The sequence below is a fragment of the Pseudocitrobacter sp. RIT415 genome (assembly GCF_003057695.2).
Taxonomy (GTDB): domain Bacteria; phylum Pseudomonadota; class Gammaproteobacteria; order Enterobacterales; family Enterobacteriaceae; genus Pseudocitrobacter; species Pseudocitrobacter faecalis.
This window is the reverse complement of record NZ_QBJC02000018.1, coordinates 37,609-62,306: the sequence shown is the minus strand read 5'-3', so window position 1 is coordinate 62,306 and position 24,698 is coordinate 37,609. Positions and strand designations below refer to the sequence as shown.

General features: G+C 49.6%; 27 protein-coding genes and 1 pseudogene. 24 read left to right on the top strand and 4 right to left on the bottom strand.

The features are described from left to right. The 9 genes from DBY68_RS16950 to DBY68_RS16910 all read left to right on the top strand — a co-directional run bounded on the left by DBY68_RS16950 (position 1) and on the right by DBY68_RS16910 (position 7,383). Positions 1-1,212, top strand: a complete 1,212-nt coding sequence (locus tag DBY68_RS16950; protein ID WP_108476707.1) for an OmpH family outer membrane protein — start codon at positions 1-3, stop codon at positions 1,210-1,212. Next, positions 1,212-1,970: a phage tail protein gene (locus tag DBY68_RS16945; protein ID WP_108476706.1), complete on the top strand. Its 759-nt coding sequence runs from the start codon at positions 1,212-1,214 to the stop codon at positions 1,968-1,970. The genes DBY68_RS16950 and DBY68_RS16945 overlap by 1 nt, the downstream gene beginning before the upstream one ends. Further along, positions 1,960-2,775 (top strand): hypothetical protein, encoded by an 816-nt coding sequence (locus tag DBY68_RS16940; RefSeq protein WP_108476705.1) that lies wholly within the window; start codon positions 1,960-1,962, stop codon positions 2,773-2,775. Before DBY68_RS16945 ends, DBY68_RS16940 begins: the two co-directional genes overlap by 11 nt. Then, positions 2,765-3,772: a phage tail tape measure protein gene (locus DBY68_RS16935; RefSeq protein ID WP_108476704.1), complete on the top strand. Its 1,008-nt coding sequence runs from the start codon at positions 2,765-2,767 to the stop codon at positions 3,770-3,772. Before DBY68_RS16940 ends, DBY68_RS16935 begins: the two co-directional genes overlap by 11 nt. After that, positions 3,756-4,367 carry a baseplate protein gene (locus DBY68_RS16930; protein ID WP_108476703.1) on the top strand — a complete coding sequence of 204 codons (612 nt, stop codon included), beginning with the start codon at positions 3,756-3,758 and terminating at the stop codon, positions 4,365-4,367. The genes DBY68_RS16935 and DBY68_RS16930 overlap by 17 nt, the downstream gene beginning before the upstream one ends. A gap of 310 nt (positions 4,368-4,677) precedes the next feature. Next, complete coding sequence (locus DBY68_RS16925) at positions 4,678-4,929, top strand: hypothetical protein (protein ID WP_108476702.1); 252 nt, start codon at positions 4,678-4,680, stop codon at positions 4,927-4,929. Continuing rightward, positions 4,929-5,831, top strand: coding sequence for a recombination-associated protein RdgC (locus DBY68_RS16920; protein ID WP_108476701.1), 903 nt, complete (start codon positions 4,929-4,931; stop codon positions 5,829-5,831). The genes DBY68_RS16925 and DBY68_RS16920 overlap by 1 nt, the downstream gene beginning before the upstream one ends. Continuing rightward, positions 5,828-6,688, top strand: coding sequence for a Dam family site-specific DNA-(adenine-N6)-methyltransferase (locus tag DBY68_RS16915; protein WP_108476700.1), 861 nt, complete (start codon positions 5,828-5,830; stop codon positions 6,686-6,688). The genes DBY68_RS16920 and DBY68_RS16915 overlap by 4 nt, the downstream gene beginning before the upstream one ends. Further along, positions 6,688-7,383, top strand: a complete 696-nt coding sequence (locus DBY68_RS16910; RefSeq protein WP_146745474.1) for a hypothetical protein — start codon at positions 6,688-6,690, stop codon at positions 7,381-7,383. Before DBY68_RS16915 ends, DBY68_RS16910 begins: the two co-directional genes overlap by 1 nt. A 54-nt stretch (positions 7,384-7,437) precedes the next feature. On the opposite strand, the gene DBY68_RS16905 is transcribed toward DBY68_RS16910, so the two are convergent. After that, positions 7,438-8,028, bottom strand: coding sequence for a hypothetical protein (locus DBY68_RS16905; protein WP_108476698.1), 591 nt, complete (start codon positions 8,026-8,028; stop codon positions 7,438-7,440). A gap of 38 nt (positions 8,029-8,066) precedes the next feature. Further along, positions 8,067-8,666, bottom strand: coding sequence for a hypothetical protein (locus DBY68_RS16900; RefSeq protein ID WP_108476697.1), 600 nt, complete (start codon positions 8,664-8,666; stop codon positions 8,067-8,069). A 230-nt stretch (positions 8,667-8,896) separates the two neighbouring features. Between DBY68_RS16900 and DBY68_RS16895 the strand changes: the two genes are divergently transcribed. The 14 genes from DBY68_RS16895 to DBY68_RS16830 all read left to right on the top strand — a co-directional run bounded on the left by DBY68_RS16895 (position 8,897) and on the right by DBY68_RS16830 (position 19,806). Next, positions 8,897-9,181: a PAAR domain-containing protein gene (locus DBY68_RS16895; protein WP_108476696.1), complete on the top strand. Its 285-nt coding sequence runs from the start codon at positions 8,897-8,899 to the stop codon at positions 9,179-9,181. Between the two features lie 2 nt (positions 9,182-9,183). Further along, complete coding sequence (locus DBY68_RS16890) at positions 9,184-9,924, top strand: hypothetical protein (protein ID WP_108476695.1); 741 nt, start codon at positions 9,184-9,186, stop codon at positions 9,922-9,924. Then, a complete protein-coding gene (locus DBY68_RS16885; protein ID WP_108476694.1) occupies positions 9,924-10,373 on the top strand; it encodes a hypothetical protein in 450 nt (149 codons plus the stop codon). Before DBY68_RS16890 ends, DBY68_RS16885 begins: the two co-directional genes overlap by 1 nt. A 404-nt stretch (positions 10,374-10,777) precedes the next feature. After that, positions 10,778-12,505 (top strand): hypothetical protein, encoded by a 1,728-nt coding sequence (locus DBY68_RS16880; protein ID WP_108476693.1) that lies wholly within the window; start codon positions 10,778-10,780, stop codon positions 12,503-12,505. A gap of 55 nt (positions 12,506-12,560) precedes the next feature. Next, on the top strand, positions 12,561-14,162 hold the full coding sequence (locus DBY68_RS16875; protein ID WP_108476692.1) for a hypothetical protein: 1,602 nt from the start codon (positions 12,561-12,563) through the stop codon (positions 14,160-14,162). Positions 14,163-14,170: 8 nt separating this feature from the next. Then, a complete protein-coding gene (locus tag DBY68_RS16870) occupies positions 14,171-14,905 on the top strand; it encodes a hypothetical protein (protein WP_108476691.1) in 735 nt (244 codons plus the stop codon). Positions 14,906-14,910: 5 nt separating this feature from the next. Then, positions 14,911-15,525 (top strand): hypothetical protein, encoded by a 615-nt coding sequence (locus DBY68_RS16865; protein ID WP_233503901.1) that lies wholly within the window; start codon positions 14,911-14,913, stop codon positions 15,523-15,525. Between the two features lie 15 nt (positions 15,526-15,540). Further along, positions 15,541-16,035: a baseplate protein gene (locus DBY68_RS16860; RefSeq protein WP_108476690.1), complete on the top strand. Its 495-nt coding sequence runs from the start codon at positions 15,541-15,543 to the stop codon at positions 16,033-16,035. A gap of 146 nt (positions 16,036-16,181) precedes the next feature. Then, complete coding sequence (locus DBY68_RS16855) at positions 16,182-16,493, top strand: type II toxin-antitoxin system HigB family toxin (RefSeq protein WP_108476689.1); 312 nt, start codon at positions 16,182-16,184, stop codon at positions 16,491-16,493. After that, positions 16,490-16,906 carry a helix-turn-helix domain-containing protein gene (locus DBY68_RS16850; protein ID WP_108476688.1) on the top strand — a complete coding sequence of 139 codons (417 nt, stop codon included), beginning with the start codon at positions 16,490-16,492 and terminating at the stop codon, positions 16,904-16,906. Before DBY68_RS16855 ends, DBY68_RS16850 begins: the two co-directional genes overlap by 4 nt. Positions 16,907-16,961: 55 nt before the next feature. Continuing rightward, positions 16,962-17,669, top strand: coding sequence for a hypothetical protein (locus DBY68_RS16845; protein ID WP_108476687.1), 708 nt, complete (start codon positions 16,962-16,964; stop codon positions 17,667-17,669). Positions 17,670-17,727: 58 nt separating this feature from the next. After that, the gene (locus DBY68_RS16840) at positions 17,728-18,291 is read left to right on the top strand and encodes a hypothetical protein (RefSeq protein WP_108476686.1); all 564 of its coding nucleotides are present in this window, start codon (positions 17,728-17,730) and stop codon (positions 18,289-18,291) included. A gap of 3 nt (positions 18,292-18,294) precedes the next feature. Continuing rightward, a complete protein-coding gene (locus DBY68_RS16835; RefSeq protein WP_108476685.1) occupies positions 18,295-18,900 on the top strand; it encodes a phage tail protein in 606 nt (201 codons plus the stop codon). 9 nt (positions 18,901-18,909) lie between these two features. Next, positions 18,910-19,806 carry a morphogenetic protein gene (locus DBY68_RS16830; protein ID WP_146745473.1) on the top strand — a complete coding sequence of 299 codons (897 nt, stop codon included), beginning with the start codon at positions 18,910-18,912 and terminating at the stop codon, positions 19,804-19,806. Positions 19,807-20,201: 395 nt separating this feature from the next. Here DBY68_RS16830 and DBY68_RS16825 read toward each other — a convergent pair whose 3' ends face one another. Both DBY68_RS16825 and DBY68_RS16820 read right to left on the bottom strand, forming a co-directional pair. Next, the gene (locus DBY68_RS16825) at positions 20,202-20,549 is read right to left on the bottom strand and encodes a hypothetical protein (protein ID WP_108476683.1); all 348 of its coding nucleotides are present in this window, start codon (positions 20,547-20,549) and stop codon (positions 20,202-20,204) included. Further along, positions 20,546-21,172 (bottom strand): AAA family ATPase, encoded by a 627-nt coding sequence (locus DBY68_RS16820; RefSeq protein WP_108476682.1) that lies wholly within the window; start codon positions 21,170-21,172, stop codon positions 20,546-20,548. Before DBY68_RS16820 ends, DBY68_RS16825 begins: the two co-directional genes overlap by 4 nt. Before the next feature lie 2,542 nt (positions 21,173-23,714). On the opposite strand from DBY68_RS16820, the pseudogene DBY68_RS23135 reads away from it, so the two are divergent. Then, positions 23,715-24,074 (top strand): annotated as a pseudogene (locus tag DBY68_RS23135) (lytic transglycosylase domain-containing protein); the annotation flags it as partial. Positions 24,075-24,698: the final 624 nt, after the last annotated feature.

Here is a 24,698-nt window from a genome sequence, read left to right as displayed (position 1 = left end):
ATGCCCTCCCCCAGCTTTGAGAAGAAGGATAACGGTCGCTATGCCACGCATGGGCTTTCGGCAGCCGACTTCCTGAAGGTGTTCAACAAAATCCGTAAGGGGCAGCGCGCCAATCGCCGTGGCGCGCACCGCACGCTTACGCCCGCGCGTATGCGTAATAAGAGCGTCGATGAGATCCTCAAACTCGGTAAGAAGAAGGACGGCACTTTCTTCACGCCTGAGGACCTGAAGAACTTTATTGAGAAGCGGGCGGGCCACCGTACCGCCTTCAGCAGTGAGCAGGCGGGGATTACCTACGCGCAGCTGGTGGCCATGTCCACTCAGATCGACGTGAAGCGCGCCAACAACAAAGTGTCCGATGGCACCGGCATCAAGTCGGCCATCTTCATCCGGCTCCGCCACAATATCGCTGACGTGAAAGTTAACGCCTCTGACGCCTCTGTAGACGATAACCACCTGGTGCGCGTGCGCTTCGAAGAATGGGATCGCTACGTGGAGGACGTCGGCGATGAAAAAGTGAGTCTGGCCACACTGGCTAAGAATCTGGCGAAAGGCCGTGTTTCTTTCGACTGTGATTGTGGCCGCCATCAGTATTGGTTCCGCTATATGGCCACCGCAGGGAATTACGCATTAAAGCCACCAGCTGAATACGCTTTCCCGAAGATCCGCAACCCGGATCTGGTGGGCGCGGCCTGTAAGCACGTGCTCCACGTCATGACCCGTTTCCAGTCGTCAACCTGGCAGCGCCAGCTGGGAACTCAGATGAAGAAAGCAGCGGAACAGGTAGCTTTTGGGGACGACAAAAAGCGTACGACCAAAGTATTCACTGACAAGGAACAGAAGGCTTTAGCCCGTAACCGCTCAGACCAGACTGACCAGGCAAAGATAAGCCGCGAGTTTGAAAAGTACCAGGCTGCGCAGCGGGGATTCGCCAAGGTCCAGCGAACTGAAAAGGACAAGATCGAGAGGCTGAGAAAACAGGCTTCTACCACGCGTAACGCGCTCAAACGAAAAGCGGCAGAACTCAAAACGACGCGGGCTGAAAATGCACTCCTGAAAAAACAACAGGAGGCGATGAAGGCTCAACTTCAGGAACAGCTCAAGCTGAAAAAACAAGGATTCATTCAGGCTATGAAAATGACCGGCATGACCGACCAACAAGCAGAGACAGCCTTCAAAAAATGGCTCGCCTCGCAACAGGGTAAACAATAATGGCAGGCTTCTATGACGATCTTATCGCTAACGACGACGATATCCCGCTGGCTGGTGGTGTTCCTGATGGCGACACTACTGCTGCTGATACTGTCTCCGGCACCAACGCTGGTGCAACCGCCTTCGAAACCTTGCAACCAGTTGCGGACCATATAGATGAGCCATCAGCAAAACAAGACATTCCCAGCGCGCAGGGAGAACCAACTGAAGCGCCTGTTGCAATCACTGGTGCAATGCTTTCCCGCCCTGCTAACAGTGATTTGCGCGCTCGATTTCTTGGCCACAAAGGTTTCAACGACCTATACCGCGAAGCGTGGGCTTTAGCGATCATAAAGGACCCGCTTTCCTTCGATGCTCTGCTGTATCGCGCTAACTCTATCGATGCTCAGATTGATGATGATGGCTTCGAAGTTATGCAGGCAGAACGTCTGGACCCCAATCAGGAAACGCTATCCTACGGCGAACCGGAGATCGTGAAGGTCCTCGACTGTCCGGACGAAATGGATAGCTATCTCAGTATGAACGAGGAGGACGACAACACAGGCTATCAAGAAGATTCACTGATACTCCGTGTGGCCGCCCTCGATATCTCGATCGGTTCAATCCTGGAGTGGAATGAAGAGCTCGCTTCTGGCGAAGTAACGCGCCGCTGGTGGTACGTACACCGTAAATTCAACTATGGCACCGCCGCTGTGGGCACCCTTTTCTACTGCATTCCGTGTCGTACATTCGAGGAGTCTGTATCTGATGGCGATTAACGATATTTTACTGATGCGCTTTAAAAAGGCTTTGCTGAAGCCTACCGGGAAGCGCGAGCTCTCATCCACCAGCGACGTCGACGCTGGTCTTGGCAATACTCTTTTGGCTGCACTGGAAGACATTGAGCTGACCGACTCGAGGCCATGGGCCAAACCGCTTAAAGAGTTTTTGGCGCGCGAAAAGAGTGACCAGCTGAAGTTTGGAGAATTCGACGACGTTGAAGCATTTCTCAGAGCCTACCGCGCAGCTGGTGCGGGACGACGACTCAGCGCGAACGCGCCGGAAATGAATACAAACTCGCTGCCGGTGCTGAACCTTGGCCGCACGCCAGGCTTCCAACTGCACGATAATACGATCGTTAGTGATGACTATGATGGTGGCTATATTAGTGGGGCAGACGGTAAGCCGTGTGCATTACTGAGCAATACGCCCATCGAGATCTCTTACTCATTGATGATACTGGCTAACGAAAAAGAGGTGTTAAACGCTCTTACTGGCGTTTTTGCATCGTGGTTCAGGCAATTCACCAACTATGGGAATACGAGCTTCAGCGCGCTCACGGTGCTCGCTGGCGCGTCAATAGAGATGAAATGTCAGATTCGTGATCCCAAGGCGGCGATCATCGACAACCTCTCTCTACCGCTAGCAACCAATCGTGTATTTGCCTCTGCTATCTCTTTCGCCGTATTAGCGCCACTGTACTCAGCGTGGAAAGGGGTTCCCGCAACAGGGACTATTGATGTTTTCGCTGGCGGCGGTACCGGCGTAATGACTGAATCAGGGAAGGTCCCGTATGGCGACTAATGGCAGTTCAGATAAGCGCTCTCAGCTCTTCTTGCAGTCAGTAAAAATAGGCAGTACTGAGATCCCTCGGTCGATGATTGCGAGCTGCCTTTATATCGAGATAGCCGATTTGACCGGCCCACAGCTGAGACTGGAGATACACGACAGCTCCAGCTATGTCGTCGACCAACTGGGTGTGAAGAAAGGGACTATCCTTACCTGCAGCTTTGGTGATCCCCAGGGATTAGGTAACACGACGTGGGTTGATACGTTCGAGGTTCTTAAAGCGCCTCAATCTTCAGACATGGTTACCATTATTGCCTTCAGCGAAAAGGTGAAAGCTCTAAAGCAACCGGCACCGAAGCCACAGTTTTTCGTTAAGAAGCAACCGGCGAATATTGTGAGCGCGCTGGCGACCGCGCTGACAGTAAGCGCTGACAACTTTAAAAAACTCGGTACGTATCACCTCAACATGGGCCAAAAACCCAGCGGCGTGCTGGCGCAAATGGCACAGGAGGCCGGTGCCCTTTGTTGGGTATGCCGAGGCACGATTAATGTCAAAAGCATGGCCACGCTCTCGCGTTCGTCACCGGCGCTGACGTATGAAGCCAACAATCCAAAAGCGCCGCTGCGCCTCAACCGCTTCGCTAAGCTCAACAACGACGACCAGTACATACGCTCCCGGCAATACCGGCTTATGGCATATCATCCAACCAAAGGCCTCCTAACAGCCGGTGACAAGTCCTGGCCGGTTAAAATGGTCAGCGTTGACGACCAGACGGCATTAAACAATCTATCCACCTTCCTGCTTCCGAAAATCGATGTTGAGGTGACCGGTAATTCTGCAATAACGCCGGGGTTACCGGTAAAGGTGCTGATCCACAACTACAACAGTGAAAGCGGGCTTGATGAGTCGGTCCCAACCAAATTAATCGTTCGTGTTGCTGCACATCAGGAAGATCGCTTCGGATATGTGACTCGCGCTGTTCTGGGGGTAATTTATGACGGGACTAATTAACGGCCCGCAGCGGGCAAAAGTTGTGACAGTAGACGACCCCAGCAATTTGTTGCGTGTAACGGTGCGGCTGGTGGGTGTCTGGGAAAGTATTCCGGATCGGGACCTCCCATGGGCAGAGCGCATGCCGCCCGATAACGGCGCGTTTATTCCATTGCTCCCCGGAGATGGTGTCTGGGTTGATTTCCCTTACAACGGGGATAGTACGCGGCCACGCATAGTAGGGCGGGCTACTGACTCACCAGGTGGAGTTCCTGACGCTGCTCCTGAAGCATCCGGGCAAGGCTCTCCTTACGTTCCACCAGCTGTAGAGGGCGCGCCTGATGTAGCGACCGTAACACCGGGTAAAGACTACGTTCTTGACCGTAATGGTTTGCTGGAGATCCGTAACCAAAGTGGTTCATGGTCTGTGACCCATAAGGCCTCCGGTTCAACTTTAGGTATGAACGACTCCGGGCAGCTATACATTAGCAGCCAGCTCACCCTCTTCATCCATTCGACCGCTGATATGACCATAAAGTCTGATGCCAATATTGATATGACGGCAGCAGGGACCATATCGCTGAAAGGCGCTCAGGTGAAAATAGACAAGGGATAAACGAGTAAACACTTAGTACAGCCTTTGATTTTACAAAGGATGTACTAAGTACACCTTGTAGGAATACATCATACACTCTTCATGCATCCATAAATCATAACGTTAAGCGCCATGTTTGCGCACCTTGCTCCCGCCGCGTCAGCGTGTCATTTAGTATCATCCGTAACAAAACTGCATTAAAAAAAGGCAAAATACGACCGATTCCACCTTGAAACCAAGCTAAAAAATGCCAGTTCAATCGGAACAACCAATATCATTTACGCTAAAAATTAGTATACTCTGTAAATTCTGTTTATCGGAGTAATGCTAAATGGCCCAAATCATATTAAACCGGGCGAACTTCATTCATGAAATGACCGCCGGGAAGTTCGATCAGTACGTTATCAGTGTTAATGGAAAAGAGCATTGCATCATCGCCCGCTGCGTCGATGGTACAGAGCTGATCCTGGGAACAATCGGCAGCAAGCCCCGGATCTGGTCCAACATCGTTCCTCCTGTTGAGTTTCTGAAGGAATTCGGAGTGCCCAGCTTTACCGTTGAATACAGTAAGGCGTCCTCATAATGTTCAAAGAATTCCGTAATTTCGCCGTCTATCGTCTATCTCGTGATATGGACATCGATGCTGAGACCCTTGCGCCAGCTCTGCCCGAATTCAAGTTCTCTCCATGTGGCAGCCAGGATATGGCGGGAACCGGTTTTGTCAGCCCTCTCGGTACCGACATGCTGTATTTCGAGGCTAGCGGGTTCATATCCCTCACTTTCCAGCGCGAGAAGAAGCTGCTTCCCGGACACGTTCTGAAGAAAGCTTTAAACGAAAAAATCTCGAAACTGGAATCGGACCAGGGGCGCAAGCTCAAAAAAACCGAGAAGGATGCCCTCAGAGATGAAGTGTTGCATGCCCTTCTCCCGCGCGCATTCACAGCAACTGAAAAAACCCAGATTATCTACTCCACAAAATCCCAGCTGCTGTTCATCAATACCGGTGCTCGTAAATCAGAAGATGCGCTGGCCCTGCTGCGTAAGGCACTCGGATCGCTGCCAGTTGTCCCGCTAACCATAGAATCACCTATCGAGCTAACACTCACTGAATGGGTTCGTAACGATGCTCCACCAGCAGGTTACACGCTTGGCGAGAAGGCTGATTTGAAAGCAATCCTGGAAGATGGCGGTTGCGCAAAGCTGAGTAAGCAGGACCTTTCCAGCGATGAGGTTAAGACAATGATCGCCGCCGGTAAGCTGATAACAAAGCTCGCGCTTTGTACGGACCGGGTGAATTTCTCAATCGACGATTCCGCCATGTTCAGCGGTGTTAAATTCGCTGATGAGCTGGTGGACCAAAATTCCGATATCGAGTCAGAAGATGTGCTTCAGCGGCAGTCTGCCGACATTATCCTTTTGGCCGGTGAACTTGATAGCATCGTTTCTAACATTGTCGATGCCCTCGGAGGCGAGGCTAAACGATGAGTAGTCGTGAGGACCTTAAAAGCCGCCCTCCAGGACCAAATCGAATAATTAATTCCGTTTTGAAATGGGCTGGTGGTAAGCAGCGTCAGCTGCAACAAATTTTGCCCCTTATTCCGGAGGGCCTGCGCCTAATTGAGCCGTTTGTGGGCGGTGGTTCGGTCTTTACCAACTCAGATAAACACGGTTCGTTCCTACTGGCTGACGTCAATCCGGACCTCATCGCGATGTATCAAATGCTGTCCGTTGTTCCGGATATCGTTATCAGGAGGGCGCGCAGATATTTTGAAAATAACAACACCCCAAGCGGTTATTCAAATGTCCGTAAGGAGTTCAATCTCCAAATGCTTAACGGGCCTGAGCGCGCTGCAGCGTTTCTATTTCTGAACCGGCATAGTTACAACGGCCTGATGCGATACAACCTTTCTGGTGGATTCAACACCAGCTTTGGACACTACAAAGCGCCCTACTTCCCGGAAGATGAAATCATAGCTTTCGCGCAGAACGCCCACAATTTCGTGTTCATGCATAGCGATTTCCGCAAGACCATCAGCCTCGCCGGTGAGGGCGACGTGGTTTACTGCGATCCCCCTTATGAACCACTGCCCGGACAACCAATGTTCGGAGAGTACACTCCCGGCGGATTCAACTGGCAGGATCAGACAGACCTCGTAAACGCATGCACCACCGCCCACCGGCGTGGAGCGAAAATTGTCATATCCAATTCCTGCGCCCCCGCCATCGATGAGCTTTATCGCCACGCAGGCTTCACTATTCATCACATACCGCGCCGCCAGTCGATTTCGTGTAACGGCGGCTCACGCGAAACCACAACTGATATTTTGGGGGTACTTCAATAATGGGCAGAACGACCCCGCCTAATTTAGAGCGGGCTCTTAGCCGGGTGAAAGCATACGTATTACGCTATCCCAACGGTGTGGAAGAGTCCGATCTGTATAAGGTGGATGCATACACGGTTTTAAGCAAAAAAGAGCGTAAGCAGCTGGTAGAGATTATCGAATCTACCAACGCGCTGAAGGTCAAGCGAACTGGCAAGCCGGGAAAAGAAAAAATCTGGTTTCAGCACATGAAGTTTGTCGATTCCGTTGAAGTTGAATTGGATGAGGTTGTGCGTTCGTGGAGTAAAGCCGCCCCTACAGAGCACCAATGCATGTCATGCGGCATAAGCAAACCTCTTTCTGAATTTCCTGATAACTACGGCAAGCCGCTGGAAACTTGCCGCAAATGCCTTAATCGTCTTAGAGAAGAAACCATGATTTCAAAACAACTTAATCAATCACATTCATCCGATCCACTGGCCGGATTCAGCCCAGAGCAGCTGATGAAAATTTCCGAGATGGCCAGCACTCGCGCCAAAGAAGTAAAAGAATCGCTGACAGCTCGTGACGCTATCACTAAGCAGCTGGAACCTATACGCCGCGAAGTGCTTCAGGCGTATCAGAAAGTGACAAAAGCTTTCGACTCGATGGTTGATGGGATGTCAGATCTGGATAAGGCCATGGCGAAACTCCGCGAGTTTAAAGCGGAAGTATGAGGCCTTTAAAAAGGGTTGAGTTTAATTCTGAATCAAATAAAGCCCGTAAGGGCTTTATTTCAATGTGGTTTGTTCTACGTTAGCTTGATGCTCCTTCGAAGAATGCTTTTTAGCCATAATGTCACGGTATTTATCTATAACAGGAAGGTTACCATTGACCATATCTTTTGCTTCTTCAGCACCAGCTTCAAGTATAGCGTCTCGCTTTTCTTTTCCCGCGAACAATGATGCCAGCCCGACACATAAGACAATGACGACTACCGAAGCAGCAACGCCAGCTACTGCATCCCAGAGTTTAGTTTTTGCCCATTGCCAAGTTGATTCCTTGGAAACCTGATTAACTTGTATCTTTTCTACAAATTCGCTTATAGCTTTGGCTCTCACACTTTGGGTATATTCAGCATGAAGCTTCTTTGCACTTTCATGAAATAAAAGTTGGACGTCAGAGTCCTGTGCAATGGTCTGATGGTAAGCCTTTAAATTGGCATCAATTTCCAGCTGAGTTCTACCTTCCTTGTGCCATTTGTGCGCCATGCCATTTTTGGCTGCACAGTAAAGCGCATAGGAGAGTAACTGGAGAGCGTCGTTTTTGTTCCTAACCAGTTTGTCGAACACATACTTAGGTTCTGTATCGGTACTTGCCATAAACAATCCAAAGAAAAAATGGCATCCAAGCCACTTAATTATTTAAACAGCCCACTTTTTTTAAGAGCGACATTAACCGAGTCCATGGAGTTGGCCAGTGCTGCGTTAAGTGATTTATGGTAATAATCATTGTTATCTTTTTTAGGTGAGAACCAATTTATAATGGTCTCCCAAACCGACTTAGCCGGAGTTACGTACTCATTGATATGAGCTCGTAGTAATTCCGTTTCATAGCGGGTTTCCTGAAGCAAGACTTCGATATTGTTTCTTGCATTTAGCAAAGAGCGAGCGTTGTCCATATCGGCTTTAGACAACGGTCCTACCGCTAAATCTTCGACCTTAGAGTGCGCCATTAAATTCGATATAACTATGTTTATGGCGTTAACGTCCGGCAGAGGGCCAGTTGATGACAATCCGCTCGCAGCCTTCGCTGCAGCCATAATCTGCTGTATAGAGGGATGTTTTGTCATTTTCACAACGTTCATCTCTTGGGCAGCTTTGATCGCCTCAATGGCCTTAATTGATTCACAGGGAAGGTTAGCTAGCTTAGCTGCAGCAATGGCCTGGGTGTACACCGACTGCGGTACACGTGGCATATTGAATTTTTGAATAGACTCAATTTTCATTTCTTGAGACATAATCCCCCCTCTCTTAATAATGTAATAATATCATGTATTAACCAAAACACATGTTTAATTTTTCATCTGACTTTCTCTACTACATCTAGTGTTTTAGTGCATAACACAAGCACTTTATATTGATACACACCCATTTTTTACCTACTAACCTCAATTGTTACTTCGAAGCATCCCCTTTAAATGTAACTATCCATACACTGCCCACAGTCTCAACAACTGTGGGCTTTTTTATGTCGAACATCGCTGTAAAAACCTCAATTTGTTCCGGGCACGGAGGTTTCCCCTCCAGGCCGCCAGCTGAGGCCGTTGAATTCGTAAAGGTAAACGGTATTGGCGTGCTGGTGGAGGGCAACGCCTACCCCGAACACTCTGACGGCAACTCTTCTCATCCGGGTAACGCCTTATCAACCCGCCCCTGGTTCACTATCGGCGGGAAAGCCGTGGTGTGCGAAGGCGACCCGGTATCTTGCGGCTCGACCGTTACCAGCGGCGATCCCCTCGTTAAGGTTGGATAATCATGCTCTCAACAACAAATCAGCTAAACGCGTACAAAGAGCTCGTATCCGCCGGTGGCATGATTACACCGCCAGCCGTAAACATCTGTACGGAAGCAGCCACCAGCTCGGCGGCAACCAGCACGCTGCTGAAAGGGCTTATCCTTTCAACGGTCCAATACCCGGCGACGATCAGCGCCAACACCACGCAGATAACAACTTGGTCTGCCAGTCTGTCCGACTTGTCCAAGTCTGCAGACAACCACGCGCAACTGCTTCGTGGTTACACATCACCGTCAGCATTGATCCAGCTTTCCATCGGTTGGGATGTCTACTGTCGAGCGAACGAGCAGGAAGCAACCGAGTTGCCGGTGTCAAAAGCAATCACTGACGATACACATCCTGGGGCGCTGCGAGATGCGCTGGCCACCCTCGATGCATCAGCCCTTAAAGCTGCAATGGACGCCATAAACACATCTCTGGCCGTCGGTGCTGGCGTATCACTCACAGACGCGCAGATAAAAGCGCTGGCAGATGCCGTAGCCGGATTCAAAACTGCAATGACTGCTGTCACCGCTGCCGGTGACTCACTGAATACCATCTATCAAGATGCGGTCACCAGCTGCAACTCTGCTCAAACCGCCTATAGCAACGCGATATCAGTGGCATTGGTTAACTCGTCAGTGAATGACAGCACGGTAGGCAGTGCCATTACCGCCATTACACCTGCAGCGGTACTTAGCGCCCTGAAGGGGGACGAATAATGTTTGATCTGATTAAAGGATGGTTATCGCTACCGAACCTGAAAACCATCTCGCTGGTGGCGCTTATCACGATAGTTGGCATTGCTGGCTACCTGGGGTGGTGCTGGCTGGATGGCGTGCTTACGACGGTAGATACGCAGGCTACGGCAATCAATACGCTCAACAAAACTATTGGCAGTAAAGACCAGCAGATCACCACGCTGGATATCGCCAAGCGGGTAGCAGAAGAAAAATCCGGGTTCTATGCGGCAAAAGCAGAGCAGCTAAACAAAGAGAGTCAGACCAATGAAAAACACGCTCAAGAATATCAGAAAAAAAGTAACGAGCTGCAGAGCAAGCTCCGAACTCTACAGGGTGAGAAAGGGTGCGCTGTTGCTCCTGTTGCCGATAGTGTTATCAGCATGCAGCGGGAGTCAATTGACTCCTTCAACGCCAAGTATTCGCGTTGAGGCTGCACCGGCTGGCGTTAGTGCCTGGATGTGTCCGATGCCCGCTTATGATGTAAAAGTTTACGGCGATTATCCCGCGTACATAGAGGCTACACGTGTCGGGCTGGCGGTGGTTAACGATCACAACATCACAGTGAACCGCATAAATGGAGCCGTAGGGATAGACAAACAGTAAATACTAATTTATGTTAGTTAAGCATGAGTTTTTCATGTCGTTTACTTTTAGAAAGTTATTTCAAGGCGTCTTTTTGACGCCTTTATCTTGACAGTCCTTTTGCAAATCGGTACATGGAAATCCCAAAGGCGCGCAAGCGCCTTTTTCTTACCTAAAGTACTAATCAAAAATAAATCGAGATGTAACTTTCAGCATAATCAAGCCGTCTGAAAACCAAAAAGGCTTGATTATGTCCGACAACAACAAAGAGTTTCGTAAACGCATTGCCGAAATTTCGAACAGTGCGCGTCTCGTGACCCGCTACTGCTCCGATGCGCAGTTCGATCAGAATGGCTTCATCCAGGACCCTGAGCTGCGCGTTGCATCGATGATGGAAGCGGCGAAGCAAGATCCTATCTTCGAAGGCGTTTCCCCCGACGTTCAGCGTTCGGTTCTGTCTGCCTGGGGTGCTGCAATCGCGGATTACTCCAACACGCATAAACGCGCTCCGCGTCCGGAAGTACTGGCAGCAGCCCACCAAACCCTCGAAAACTGTCTCATTCTGGAAAATAACCAGGCTGGCGGCAAAAAATCGACCACCGATTTCATGCTGGAATCCATCAACACTGAAGTGATGTCCAGCCAGGACGGTATCATCCGTCAGCCGATCTTCCTGGCGATGATCCTGCCGGTTGCGCTGGGTGCGCAAACTGGTGATGCGTGTACCTTCATCCCGGTACCGCGTGACAAGTCCAAAATCTACGAAATCATCAACGTAGCCGGTACCACCTTCGGCGATTTTACCCAGGGCGATCAGCTGGACATGCAGTCCGTTGGCCAATACGCTCAAATGCGCCGCAACTACGTGCTGGCGGCTAAAGGCGATGGCGCGACCACCTCTTTCAGCTTCAAAACCTCCGACTTTGAACACGGTAAAGAAATTCCGATCCGTAAAGGCCGCTCGGTCCTTTACATCAACAATGAAGCGACAGATGTTGATACGTCCACCAGCGGTAATACCGGCAAAATCATTTATGACTTTGCTAATGCCGATGGGCAGCAGAACGTTCTTACCGGTGTCATTGACTATGCGAAAGGTCAGATCGACCTCACCTTCTCGCAGCCGCTGGACTCTGGCGTTGAGCTGGAAGCTGAAGTTGAGATCAACATCGAGCAGGCTCCTGAATACATCCCGGTTATTAACCAGGAAATGCGTGAATGGACTGTGTACCCATCACAGTATGCTCTGGCCGCAGAACATAGCGTAATGGCAGCCTACGATGCGCAGCGCGAATTCGGTATCGATCTGGATTCCCTGCAGTACCGTACCCTGAAAGATTACCTGTCTCATGAGCAGGACATGCTGCGTCTGCGCACCATGATCCGCCGCTGTAAATACACCGATACCTACGATGTGGCTATCCCGCAGGATACCAATCTGGATGTCTGGACCATGATGTTCAAAGGTAAGGTGCAGCAGGTATTCCGCGACATCGCAGAGCGTACCCGTACCACCGGCTCTGTCGGTATGTTCGCGGGCGCTGACGCGGCTGGTTTCATCAAGATGTTGCCGCCGAACCTGTTCACCGCAGCAGAGAACTACACTCAGGTTCCATACGTTCACTTCATCGGTACGCTGTTCAACGGCATCAAAGTGTTCGAGATCCCTTCTGGCGTTTGCACTGCATTCACCAATAGCGGCATCGAGTTCCACTCCTACGACATCCTGTGCTATTGCCGCGATGAAAACCCTGGCAAAGCAGGCTTCATCACCGGTGATGCTGTTCCGGTTATTCCGTTCAAACACCCGACCACTCCGGCGCTGGTGGACCGCACCACTCTGTGGGGTTCCTCCATTAACCGTATTCACCCACGAAACGGCCAGGACTACTTCACGCTGTTCACCCTCACCAACCTCAAAGTTGGCGGCCTGAACTTCCGCACCGGCGGCGTGATCGAGAGCTCCTCCAGCAACTAATCAAACGATTTCAACCAAACGCGCCCCGCTGGGGCGCTAAACAGGACAGTTCTGAATGAGTTCTAATTTCAGTATCCCTTTTACGTTGACTAACGTTTCCGCAGTTGCGGTTGCCGCCATTGATGCAAGCAAAACAGCGACCGTGGGTTCTAACCTTAATCAGTCCCTGTGGGCTGGCGTAGGTGTGTTCGCACGTGGGAAACCGTTTAAGGCGTTAAAGATCACCAAATCCAATTATATGGATGTCCTCGGCGACCCAATTCGCCCGCAGGAAGGTAGTCATTTTGAACCAATGCGCCACGTCTTCGAAGCCGTTCAACAGACCGACGGTTATGTAGTGCGTGTTGTTCCGGAAGATGCAAAGTTCCCGACTATCAGCTTCAGCAAAGAATCCGCGTCTACCGGCGACGTTAACGCGGTAACTGCGACCGATGCGCTGGCATATGGGCAGAGTGTAGAGCTGAAGGACAAGCAGTTCCTGACTATCTACCCTATCGATGGTGACCCGTCGACTAACCGTAGCATCTCTTTCACCCCGGACAAGCTCAACGCCAATCGCTTTACCCTGACGCTGAAGGAAACCAGCAAACTCGGTACCGTCACCGTTCTGGAAAGCACCGTTGTATCTCTTGATTCCGAAGAGACCGATGCGATGGGCCGCCCTTGCTTCATTACTACGGCGCTTGAATCTCGTTCTGCTTATCTGGGCGCGACCTGCGACCTTACCGCAGCTGCCGGTGTAAACCTTGGCAACATTACCGATGTCACGTTTGTTGGCGGCACCAACGGCGATCAGTCCAATATCTCCGATGAGCAGTATAAAAAGGCTATTGAGATCCTCAGTAACGCCAATGTGAATTACACCGCTGTTCTGGGGCTTGGCTGCTACAGCACGCCGTCCTATACCCTGTTGGGTGATATCTGCCAGGACCGTCGTATCGATGGCTACTTTGACCTCAAACCGACGCTGACCTATGCAGAGGCGATAACGGAACAGGAATCTACCGGGCTGGTGGGCGTCGATTACGTTTCCTGCTCGATGTATCACTTCCCGTTCACCTGCAAAGACAAATGGACGCAGGCCCGCGTGGCATTTGGTCTGTCCGGTGCTGCCTACGCGGCGAAAGCTCGTGGTATTGCTCTTAACACCGATGTTGGTGGCTGGCACTACTCACCGGCGGGCGAAACTCGTGCACTCATCAACCGCGCTCAGCTCGAACCGATCGACGGTATTGGTACGCCAGATTTCGACGAAATGTACACGGCGCGCATCAACAAAGTGGCCACCAGCTCTTCTGGCCAGATGATTATTGATGATGCGCTAACTACCTACAGCGAAGAGAACTACCTGCGCTTCCAGCACGTGTCCTCCACTTTTGACGCAATCAGCCGCTTCTTCTTCCAGCTGGGCCGCACGCTGAAACACCAGCCGGACGGCGTGACTGAAGAAAGCCTGACGCGCGAAATGACGAAAGTATTAGAGCGCTTCCACGCAGCTGGTGCTTTGGTCACTCCGCGTGATCCTGATTCCGACGGCACTGAACCTTTCATCCTCGTAGTTAAGCAGGTTGAGATCGATTACTGGGCTGTCACCTGGTGGGCCTGCCCTACCGGCTCGGCTCGTCGTCTGCTCGGCAAACCTGTTGTTATTCGATAAGGCAAATTATGGCTAAATTCTTTCAAAACGGCGGTAGCCAGACTGATGAGCTGGCAACCATCGCGATGGGTGGCAAAACCCATACTTCTTTCATGATGGAGAGTCGCGGTAATAAAGACCCTGGCGATCCTGACAAGGACGGTAAAAAGCCTGACGTCGAAATCACTCCGGATAAAGCTCACCAGATGATTCTGGAAGCCGTATCCGCACAGATGGCCAGCGCAAGCCTCGGCGATTCTGCTGATGCGGTCTTTGACTGGGCCAGCAGCGACGACACGTCTTACGACAGCCTGGACGCGTATGCTCAGTCCCTCGCGGGCATCGATGGCGACACCGACGAACCAACCGATGATGAACTGGACGACTACTACAACGTCCTGGCTGAGATGGCGAACTTCATGATCAGTGTTGGCATCGATGATGATGCCGTTACATCTTTCTTCGACGACGCAGATGATGAGATGGGCGCAAGCATTGCATCTCAGCTCAATGACATCGACGACGATGAAAAAGATGAGCTGGTGGCCACCTACTCTGTCAGCGGTGACGACACCATGACCGAAGCGCTGAAAAAAGTTGTGCGCAACGGCAAAGTGAAGTTAATCCGCAAGCCTTTCAAAAAGCATCGTCGCACCGCAGCTCAACGCATGGCGCTGAAAAAAGCACAGCGTAAAGCCGGTTCGGCTCAGGGCAAGTTGCACCGTAAAAAATCCATGAAACTGCGCGCTAAGCGTATCGGCTAACGGATATGGCCACCAGCGATGGTGGCCTGTTTGAGGTATCAATGGAGTATTACGGTGCGATCGGTGCTGATGGTGTTAGCCCTTATCTGAAGGCCTACATTACGTCGGCTGAATACTGCGTGATCGGCTATATCGGCCAGGGCGCATCTATGCAAATAGCGTCAGCCTGGACAAGCCCGTTTGAGGGGGATAACGCCGGTTCTATCGCTGGTATTGAGACGCTCTCTAACATGGCGCAGTCCGTGACGACGACAACCTCTGTATCGCGCTGGAACAGCCTGATGGTGTGGCAAGGTTCACAGCCACCAGCCCTTACTCTGCCGCTTGAATTGCTCGCTATCAGTAACGCAGCAGTTGAAGTTGACGGTGCCATCACTCGTTTATGCCAGATGATCTCCCCGGAGCTCAATGACACAACGCCTGGTGGCCGTCGCCCAAACTCTGTCACCGTGAACATTGGTCGGCGTTTCATTCTGGCCGACGTCGTGATTCAGGACGTGTCGTATAACCTCGATGCGCCGAAAACATCAGACGGTTATTTCATCTCCAATGTAGTGAACCTTCAACTCTCTGGTATGGCGGTCCAGAACCGTTCAGAGATCGAAAAATTATTTATCTAATGAGGAAAATACCTTATGCCCGGACATTCTAATGCCGTTGGCAACGTTGCATTCCTGAAGGAGCAATATGTTGCCAACCGCTCAATGGGTGAAAAACTCAATGGCGCTGAGTTTAAACTCACCGTTATCGGCCAGGAGCATCTTTCTGTATTGTTCCGTACTGCTCAGTTCCCTGAGCGTACCCGTGAAGATGTGGAGGACTTCGGACCTAACGGCATGAAGTTCAACCAACACGGTCCAGTTCGTAACTCTGGTGAGATGCCTGCGCAGGTTGTCGAAACCATTCAGGGCCCAATGCTGAAGTTCATCAAAGATGCGGTGAACAACAAGAGCTATTTCGATGTTCGCATCGAGGCAACTCCGGAATCCTTTGGGGGCAAATCCCCGGACTCGCTCAAAACCAATCTGTACGACTGTAAGATCTACATGGACGGCACAGACCTCTCTACTGAAGATGTGACCGCCCTGGTGCGCCCTAACCTGCGTATCGTCTATAACTTTATTGAGTAATAACCTCGATAACGCTATCGACGATGTACAGATAAACCCGCTTCGGCGGGTTTTTTTATTCCTGCCAAATTCGACAGTTTCCATATTGTAAACTCTTCACGTCTGCCCTATAATGTTTCCAACAAGGAAACTCCAAGGGATACAGGATGCACGTTATATCAAGAGCGCCGTTCGATACTGCCTCAATGCAGTTTCCTAACCAAGCGGCGGCGCTTAAAGATTTATACCGGGTACTGAAGCGTGAAAACTTCAACTCCCCGGAAGATATGAAGAAGAGGCTTCCAAGCCTCGACAGAATGAAGTACAGGGAGAAATGGTGGGTTGTAGATGTTGGCGGTGGAAATCTTAGAGTGATGCTTTTTGCTGATTTCGTAACAAAAAAAATCTTCATCAAGCACATATCCACCCACGCTGAGTACGACAAGCTGACCGATTTTTACCGGAGAAACAAAGAATGATGTACCAAGACGCGATTAACGCAGCAAACAGCCTGGCAACAATGCTCCCCATTCTGGGGGGCAGTTCCTCACGCCAAGATTATGAAGAGGCGCTCAAGCTGGTGGAATATCTCATCGAGCGCGAACCAGATAGCCCCCTGGTCGATATGCTGTGCGCAAAAATAACTAAATATGAAGATGAGGCACCGGAATTCGCTGAGTTCAACGAAGAAGTAGACGCTATTCCTACAGGCATAGCGCTACTGCGTACACTGATGGACCAATACCAGCTCAATCAAAGTGATTTCGAGAATGAGATTGGCAAAAAAGCACTCGTTAGCCGCATTCTGAACGGTCAACGCTCTCTGACTCTGGATCATATGCGCGCTTTGGCTAAACGCTTTGATCTGCCGGTTAGTTCATTTGTGGATTGATGTCGTATTAGAAGAGTCTCGATATTGAGACTCTTAACATATTAAGGGATTTTACGTGAGCGCAGAACAAGATAAAAATGAAGAAATTACATGGGCAAGCAGGCTTTCCAATCTAATTTCTGAAAAAATGAAAGATGGGTTCTTTGGATACCTAATTGTATCTTTTATTATTCATAACTGGCAGCAGATAATCATTGTCATAAAATCCAAAAAACCTATAGAGCTGGTATTACATTCTCTTGTATCACAACCACACTTTAAGCTGTACGCGTTCTGGCTTCCGATGTTATATGGCACCATTGCTGCTTTTGTCGTACCGTGGGTTCTGGCTTATTATGTGGAAAAACTAGCAATAGCAAGGAGCCGCATGTCAGCAGCACAACATGCAGCAGATAAAAAAAGGGCAGCACAGATCGAAGCGGAAATCAAAAAAATTGAATTGGAAACACTTGAAAAAAATAATGAGATAAAAAGAATACAAGAAGAGATAGCAAAAGAATCAAAAAAACTAAAACAACTGGCTCAAAATATTAGCATAAGTGAAACACGTCGTGCCTCGTTTAGTGAGTTCTTTGAAAGATTAAATGAGGTTTATAGACATTCCCCTGAAATTAAAAATATTAATGACTTTAAGGTCTTTTTCGAAAAGGCCTATGAGGATGGCATTTTCGACGACTACCCCAGATTTCTGTTATCGAAAGATTCAGATTGGATAAAACAAGCATTGGATAAATCGAAACAAAACCAAGCCAACACGAACTGATTACATCCCTCCCCAAATGTAACTTTGCATACCATGGTGCCTTTAAACAGGAGGCACTATGGCCACACCTCGCGAACTACTGGAGGAAGTGAAAAAACGCTTCCTCACCCTGCTGGTTGAGAACCAGAAAGACATGCTTGATGCCCTCCTCAGGAAGGCATTAACCGAATATCAGGACCGCGCCGGTTGCATTCAAAGCATCCGTGTTAAAGAAGGTTCATCTATCCCCTGCCCTGATGATTACCTTGAGCTGGTGGCCGTTACCGATGCCACTGGCAATTACGTGTCCTGCGATATCTTTGGTGGCAACATCGAGATCAGTTCTGACCAGCGAGTATCGTACCCGCTGCGCATGGACTATCTCGTACATCTCTCCCAATTGGACCTCGACAAAGGGACCGTTCCGCCGGTTGCCGTTGGCATAATCAAAGACTACCTCGAAATCCTGATCGCTATCCCTAACTCTGAACTGGATCGCCGCGTGTCCATCGCCGGTAAGCTTGACGCATCCAACATCCCAGATGAAGCCGCTTTAGTTCAGCGTAGAACCGACCTTGAAGCAGAGATGTCTACGCGGGGCGCGATACCGCAAGCGATGTCTGTTTTCTCAAGCTGGGGGTAACCGATGGCCGTTACTGATTTACTCACGAGCGCGGCTAAAGGTCTGGTTGGCGCACTGCCGTCCTTTATGTTTGCGGCTGGTCTCGGCGAGCAACAGATAAACAAACTAACGGCAATGGCCCTTAACAAAATACTCTTTGCACAGGGCTGGATGTTTGCCGTGGAGGTGGAGGGTATTGGTGGCATGGGTATCGATTTCTTTATGAAGGATATAACCTGGGGAACTTACACCATAGAAACCGAGCCCAAACGGATCGGTGCGAATGAGTACAACCAGCCTGTTTCCCGAACCGCGCAACCCATATCGATGGTCGTCAGAGATACCAATGCCGGTCTTATCTATAACGCATTTAAGGTCTGCCTTGGCAGAGTTATAAACGACGACGGGACGATTAACCTTCAGAATGAATACCTGATGAATATTCGCATTTATCGGCTGCAGGCAACCGGCGTTCCAACGCTCATGGAAACATTGAGCGTAATTCCGACCCAATGCGGCGAAATGACCTTTTCAAAGGATCAGATAAGTGAATTTATTTCGTTTCCTCTCTCATTTGTTCAACGGAAAACCTTCGGCGACTTTGCCGCTACGTTCCTTCCAGCTGTGTAGGAGTAAGTTTTGTTAATCCCTGTATTCCCCCTGCCCTCCCGACCCAAACAGCGCATTTTGTTCCGGATGCCGACGGTCGATGATGCAATTTATTTCTGCAAATCGACAGAGGCAACTGAAGAACGCGACACAACTGAGTATCTGAACCAGCTTCAGGAGAAGGATAAGCTTTCCGATTCGCGCAGCTGGACCGCCAGCGATCGCAGAACGGCGCTGTGGTGGATTTTCATAAACTCACGCGCCGATACCATTATCGACTTCAGCTACACATGCCAGCATTGCGGTGAAGAGCACTGGTACAATTGTGACGTGTACCACCTGTCACGTGAGCTGAACGTACTGACGACACAACCGTTTGTTGAAGCCACTATTCCAGTGGATGGCCAGCCTTATGACTGGTCACTGTCTCCACTTGACGGTTACGCGATGGAACGCCTCGAAATCATGCGCGCCGCCCTTCCCCCCACCAGCAAGCAAGATGATTACAAAGAGGCGCTCACGCTGTTGCGTAAATGGGAGCTGGTATATCAGGCAAAACTGGTTTATGACCTGGAGCCTGATTACGACAAGTCTGCCCAAAACCGTTTTGAGCTCATCGGTAAAATGGCCGTCGGCACCGAATTGCTGGCGCTGGCCAAAGAGGTTAAGAGCATGCAGTACGAGCTCCAGCACGGCCTCAATATTCGCTTCGATAAGGGCGAATCGGATTTGGTGCTACCACCTCATGAATGCTACTCGGATAAATATAAGGAGGCAGCAGAGCGCCCTACTACGCGCCTGCTGACCCGATTTCGGAATTCACTGTTCATTCCAAACATTGGCACTGGACTCCTTGCAGACGTTAGTCTCCAACCTGGCGTTATATGGCCCGCAACCGCGCCGAGACATACTGCAAATGTCGGTTGATGATGCGCTAAGATTTGTCGATGCGGTGTATCAGAAGAACAACCCGAACCGGAGATAGTTTGTAATCATGTGAAAATGGCAAAATGGTAAAATCATAATTTATGAAAATATCATTTTGCCAATTTGTGATTTTAGTATTGTACCTCCATTTAAGTGCCGCCACCCAGCAATCCTATGCCCCTCAGTAGGAACCACGTAAGGTACACCTCAACACCTCTACACTTGTGTTAAAGTGACAATATCGCCAAATGCGAAAACATGATTTTCATACTTTCTTAATTTGCGATTTTCACAATTTATGAGTTTACGAGTATAAAAAAGCCGCTAAAGAGCGGCTTCTGAAGGCGGGTGATTGTGATTATCACAATTTGTGAAAATCACAATTTAATAGTTAACTATTTTGCTAACAGTTCTGAAAGGACCTTCACTCGCTCGGCTTGGCTCATACGTTCCCAGACGAGGAAAGCCGCCTTTGCGATATCAGAGCGTTTAACCCCAGAAATCCCATTCATCAGGCCTTCGGCTATGGATCTATCCAGCAATGATAAATGGTGGTCGGTAACACTGATGGAAAGCGCGCGACTACCTTGAGGTTTACTTTTAGCCTCTAATGGAGCCTTATTTTCTTCGGTCCCTGATGATGAAACCTCTGCTGGTTTAGATGCTGCTGGTGAATCAGGGTTAGCACCATTAATGAACTCTTCCTCAGTTCTCGGACGTACAACTCGTGGTTTAATGCTCACAGTAGTATCTCCTTCACAACAGCCTCGATTTCGCCTTTGGCTTTATCGTTTGATGCTTCATGAATTGTTATCGAGTCACCCCATGCATCACGGTAAACCTTTCGGTCACACACGCGGCTCTCCATGAGCTTAAATTCTGGGTAATCAGCAAGTGCGTTTGCTGTTTCGTTTGCTTCATTGATAAACATATTCGTTGGGCACATGTTTAACATCACGTAGCCACGAACATTTTCATTCCAATCTTTGGCTTCAGTAAAAACTTCGGCCAGATGGGCGATGGTATCAAGATCCATCTGAGAGGGGCGCATGGGGGTAATGAAGATATCTGCCGCAGTGAGGCCTGTACGCAACTCTTTGCTATCACGTCCGGCGCTGTCACAAATTACGTAATCATAATTTTTGTTTTGCTCAATCAAAGTCTGTTTGACGTTCCCGGCAGCGGATATAACAGGAATGAATACATGTGATTCATCGCGACTGTTGTACCACGTCATCACAGACTGCTGGTCGTCAGCATCAATGACGATTGCCCGCTTACCCAGAGAGATGAGATAGCCTGCAATATTAACTGCCAGCGTGGATTTACCAACGCCACCTTTCTGTGAGCCTATAAGGATAATCATAACGCCCCTCTTTTACGATTTTGTGAAAATCGCAAATTCGCAATCTCACAAACCATCGAATTAACAATGTAAATCAACCCGTTTTCACCAATGATAGCGGCGTTCAATGGCAATAACAACATCATAAATTATCATTTAAACAATTTATGATTTTACGATTTTGTGAAAATAATAATTTAACAAGGCGTTTTTTTCATCTAACACGGGAAAGAGAACATTCCTTAAGATTCTGGTACGAAAAACACCACCAGGAGACACCATGAACGGTGATAAGCCAGAGAAGCCCGGCTTTAAAGAGGTGATTGATTCCGTCGACGTAGCAAGCAATAAAGAGCTCGCAGTACTGTCACGAATCGAAAAAGGCCTCACTGAAGGGTTACCGTCTGCCGGTTCAGCAATCAATGTGCAGCCGTCAGACGACAACACTTCCCGCAGCGTAGCTCTGAATAAGCAGAGAAAAGCCCAACAGGACAAGAAACGCCGGAAAAACGCCGCTAAACAATCAAACAACAAACATATAGCAACCAAAGAGCAATCAACATCAACGGAGGGCACTAAACCCGATAACATCAACGATAAAACAACCATAAGCGAATCAAGCGACAATCAGAAACCTGATGATTCGCAGAATTTCACCAAAGTAATTCAACACCAACCAAAGGACAACCATAAAACAGATTTAAAACAAGATAGTGAAAATGCGTTGAAAATTTTGCGTACACCGAACCGCCCGGAGGCAACACGCGATAAGAATGGACGATTCACATCAAAAGATAAGGTTAATGACGATAAAGAGTCTCGCAACCGGAGCCGCCACGATAAAGAGCAGGAGGAAAACTCTCGCAAGGAGAACGCTCTTTTAACCCGCGTTGGGAAGATGATGTCCGAGCTGGGCGATCCTATGGAAGCGGATTCTACTAATGCAGCTGGTACCGCTGCTGGTGGCTCGTTCTGGAAGGCTGGCCATGAGGTCTACTCAATGTCAAAAGGCATGGGTAGTGGCGCGCTCGATGCCAAAAATAAAATGAAGGACTTTCTCGGAGGAGAGGAGGGCGAAGACGGCACCAAAAAACCAGGTATGCTTCGCCGCGCCTTTTCCCGTAAACCTAAAGACGGTAGTAAGAACGTCATTGAGCGCCAGGTCCAAAAACAGCAGGTCAATGCAACTGAGCACCAGACCGAGCAGATTAAAGAGGGGAATAAGGAGATTACCGATCGCCTCGATGAGTTGCTTAATAAGCAAGGTGGGGGAGGGGGCGGTAAAGGCTTCTGGGGTTCTATTGGCTCAATGTTCGGCAAAGCCCTCAGAAAACCTATTCAAGCTGTAGGGAAACTTTTAGGGAAGGTTCTTCTACTGCCATTAACGATCGCCAGTGCCCTCATGACGACGGCATTTAAACTCGGGAAGGCTATTCTCCTTAAAGCGATTGCAACAGCTGGTGGATCGAGGGCGAAAGATGCTCTAGATGGTATGGGTGATGATAGCCTGCCAGACAGCGGCAAGGGGAAAAATAAGAAGAAAAAACCCAAGAAACCAAAAGGGCCGAAAAAACCCACTAAGGGAAACTTTCTCAAACGCCTTTTTAAATCGAAAGGGGCGAAGATCACTGCTGGCGTCGCTGCTGCTGGATATGGCGCGTATCAGGCATCTGATCTCCTCGATGGAGAAGAAAGCGATGCTGCTAAAGAGAACAAACCGAGCGAACAAGAAAAGAGAGTAGCTCCTGAGGAAAAGCCAGCCGCTAAGCCTACGGAAGAAACGCCAAAGGCCAAACCTGCTAACAAACCAACGGCAGCAGCAAAAACAGAGAAAGTAGCAGGTAAAGAAGCCTCAACCGTTGCGAAGAAAGAAGCAACAACGGCTGTAGAGAAAGGTGCTTTAAAAGTAGCTGAGGAGGGAGGCGAAAAAATTGCTCTGGAAGGCGGCGCAAAACTCACAGCTAAAACACTAGGTAAAACAGCCCTTCGTTCAATTCCGGTAATTGGTCAGATAGCCGGTGCTGGCATCGATGCGGTTACTGGGTACATGGATACCGAAGGGCAGCAGCAGGCGTTCGGTCTAAAATCCACAGACAAAGTGTCAGCTCGCCAAAAGGCAGAATATACCACGGCGAACGTACTCGATATGGGGGGCTTGGTATCAGGCGCAGCCGGTCTGTTATCTTCCGGCGCAAATGCGCTTGGCATGGATGGCGTAGCCAAAGCGCTGGACTTCAATACGGCGGACATCGCAAAGCTGATCGACAAAGGGGTAGGGGATTCAATCTCTTCCGTAAAATCAGTTACCGACGCGATCGGCATAACAGGGAACGATAAGAAGGCTGACGAACGAAATCAAACCCTCATTGAGGCAGTGAAAAAAGGAGCCTCAGATACCATTGAGGCTATCAATAATCTCGTGGCAGGAGGTGTATCTGCCGCAGCAACAGCAATTACGGGTAAGCCGAATAATGGGCCCGTAAAAGTCGGTGATTTCAAAACTCCGGTTCCTACTGAAACAGGAAGAATGCAACTCGACTCGATGGCGGGTAAGTTTGCGTCTCTGGAACAGCAATATGGGCTTCCACCTGGACTACTGAGAGGTGTAGCGACAACAGAATCAGGAGGCAATAATGGGGCCGTATCTGGTGCTGGAGCAAAAGGCATGTTTCAGTTTATGCCTAAAACAGCTACTGAATATGGATTGATCGGAAACGATGTTTACGATCCGGATAAATCGGCGGCAGCGGCGGCCAAGAAATTAGGCGGATTAGTAAAACGCTATAACGGCGATGTAGGCCTGGCGCTTTCTGCATACAACTGGGGAGAGGGCAACATCCAGAAAAAAGGGATGGGAGCCGCCCCGAAAGAAACCCGCGAATACGCACCTAAAGTAATTGCTGCCATGCAGGCGGCAGGTGCAGCAGCACCGACAACCGCCATAAACTACACCAATGCGAAGGGAGCAAGTAACGATGCTTTGCCAGCAACACAAACGCCAACAGCCGGGACGCCAGCTGCAACCTCGCAGGCACAGACACCAACGGCTCAACAGCAACAACAAACAGCTCAAGCCAGTAATGACGCGCGATTTACATCAGCAAAACTGCCGACCGATAGCCAGGCATTTAAAGATATCCCAGGTGGAGAATATCTAAGCAAGGTAATCAATGACAACGGCGGCGATAAACTTGCTAATGCCGAAGGAGAACGTCACCAGGTATCCACAGCCGAGTTGGATGCTTTACAACGAGGAAAATCACCACAGAGCCAACAAAAAGTTCAGGAAGCTAAAGAGTCCGCAGCTCAGGCGCACGTTGCAGCGTCAGGTTCAATGTACTCCCGCGCTCAGCTTCCAACAGATAACAGCTGGCTCAAAGATGTGCCTGGCGGTGAGCTTATAAGCCAGAAAATCAATGAGTGGGGCGGGGATAAGATCGCCAATGCCGAGGGGCTACGCCATCAAGCCTCAGCAGCTGAAATAGATGCCATGCAAACTGGCGCGCCGCCGGTCGCTACAACATCAGTCAAACCGGCTAAGCAAAAA

Excerpts from the sequence above, each read along its gene's own strand:
- DBY68_RS16875 (WP_108476692.1), top strand. The coding sequence starts at position 12,561 with ATGAGTTCTAATTTCAGTATCCCTTTTACGTTGACTAACGTTTCCGCA.
- DBY68_RS16920 (WP_108476701.1), top strand. The coding sequence starts at position 4,929 with ATGTTCAAAGAATTCCGTAATTTCGCCGTCTATCGTCTATCTCGTGAT.
- DBY68_RS16910 (WP_146745474.1), top strand. The coding sequence starts at position 6,688 with ATGGGCAGAACGACCCCGCCTAATTTAGAGCGGGCTCTTAGCCGGGTG.
- DBY68_RS16885 (WP_108476694.1), top strand. The coding sequence starts at position 9,924 with ATGTTTGATCTGATTAAAGGATGGTTATCGCTACCGAACCTGAAAACC.
- DBY68_RS16950 (WP_108476707.1), top strand. The coding sequence starts at position 1 with ATGCCCTCCCCCAGCTTTGAGAAGAAGGATAACGGTCGCTATGCCACG.
- DBY68_RS16835 (WP_108476685.1), top strand. The coding sequence starts at position 18,295 with ATGGCCGTTACTGATTTACTCACGAGCGCGGCTAAAGGTCTGGTTGGC.
- DBY68_RS16895 (WP_108476696.1), top strand. The coding sequence starts at position 8,897 with ATGTCGAACATCGCTGTAAAAACCTCAATTTGTTCCGGGCACGGAGGT.
- DBY68_RS16860 (WP_108476690.1), top strand. The coding sequence starts at position 15,541 with ATGCCCGGACATTCTAATGCCGTTGGCAACGTTGCATTCCTGAAGGAG.
- DBY68_RS16850 (WP_108476688.1), top strand. The coding sequence starts at position 16,490 with ATGATGTACCAAGACGCGATTAACGCAGCAAACAGCCTGGCAACAATG.
- DBY68_RS16865 (WP_233503901.1), top strand. The coding sequence starts at position 14,911 with ATGGCCACCAGCGATGGTGGCCTGTTTGAGGTATCAATGGAGTATTAC.
- DBY68_RS16840 (WP_108476686.1), top strand. The coding sequence starts at position 17,728 with ATGGCCACACCTCGCGAACTACTGGAGGAAGTGAAAAAACGCTTCCTC.
- DBY68_RS16870 (WP_108476691.1), top strand. The coding sequence starts at position 14,171 with ATGGCTAAATTCTTTCAAAACGGCGGTAGCCAGACTGATGAGCTGGCA.
- DBY68_RS16940 (WP_108476705.1), top strand. The coding sequence starts at position 1,960 with ATGGCGATTAACGATATTTTACTGATGCGCTTTAAAAAGGCTTTGCTG.
- DBY68_RS16880 (WP_108476693.1), top strand. The coding sequence starts at position 10,778 with ATGTCCGACAACAACAAAGAGTTTCGTAAACGCATTGCCGAAATTTCG.
- DBY68_RS16935 (WP_108476704.1), top strand. The coding sequence starts at position 2,765 with ATGGCGACTAATGGCAGTTCAGATAAGCGCTCTCAGCTCTTCTTGCAG.
- DBY68_RS16915 (WP_108476700.1), top strand. The coding sequence starts at position 5,828 with ATGAGTAGTCGTGAGGACCTTAAAAGCCGCCCTCCAGGACCAAATCGA.
- DBY68_RS16900 (WP_108476697.1), bottom strand. The coding sequence starts at position 8,666 with ATGTCTCAAGAAATGAAAATTGAGTCTATTCAAAAATTCAATATGCCA.
- DBY68_RS16820 (WP_108476682.1), bottom strand. The coding sequence starts at position 21,172 with ATGATTATCCTTATAGGCTCACAGAAAGGTGGCGTTGGTAAATCCACG.
- DBY68_RS16905 (WP_108476698.1), bottom strand. The coding sequence starts at position 8,028 with ATGGCAAGTACCGATACAGAACCTAAGTATGTGTTCGACAAACTGGTT.
- DBY68_RS16855 (WP_108476689.1), top strand. The coding sequence starts at position 16,182 with ATGCACGTTATATCAAGAGCGCCGTTCGATACTGCCTCAATGCAGTTT.
- DBY68_RS16945 (WP_108476706.1), top strand. The coding sequence starts at position 1,212 with ATGGCAGGCTTCTATGACGATCTTATCGCTAACGACGACGATATCCCG.
- DBY68_RS16890 (WP_108476695.1), top strand. The coding sequence starts at position 9,184 with ATGCTCTCAACAACAAATCAGCTAAACGCGTACAAAGAGCTCGTATCC.
- DBY68_RS16925 (WP_108476702.1), top strand. The coding sequence starts at position 4,678 with ATGGCCCAAATCATATTAAACCGGGCGAACTTCATTCATGAAATGACC.
- DBY68_RS16930 (WP_108476703.1), top strand. The coding sequence starts at position 3,756 with ATGACGGGACTAATTAACGGCCCGCAGCGGGCAAAAGTTGTGACAGTA.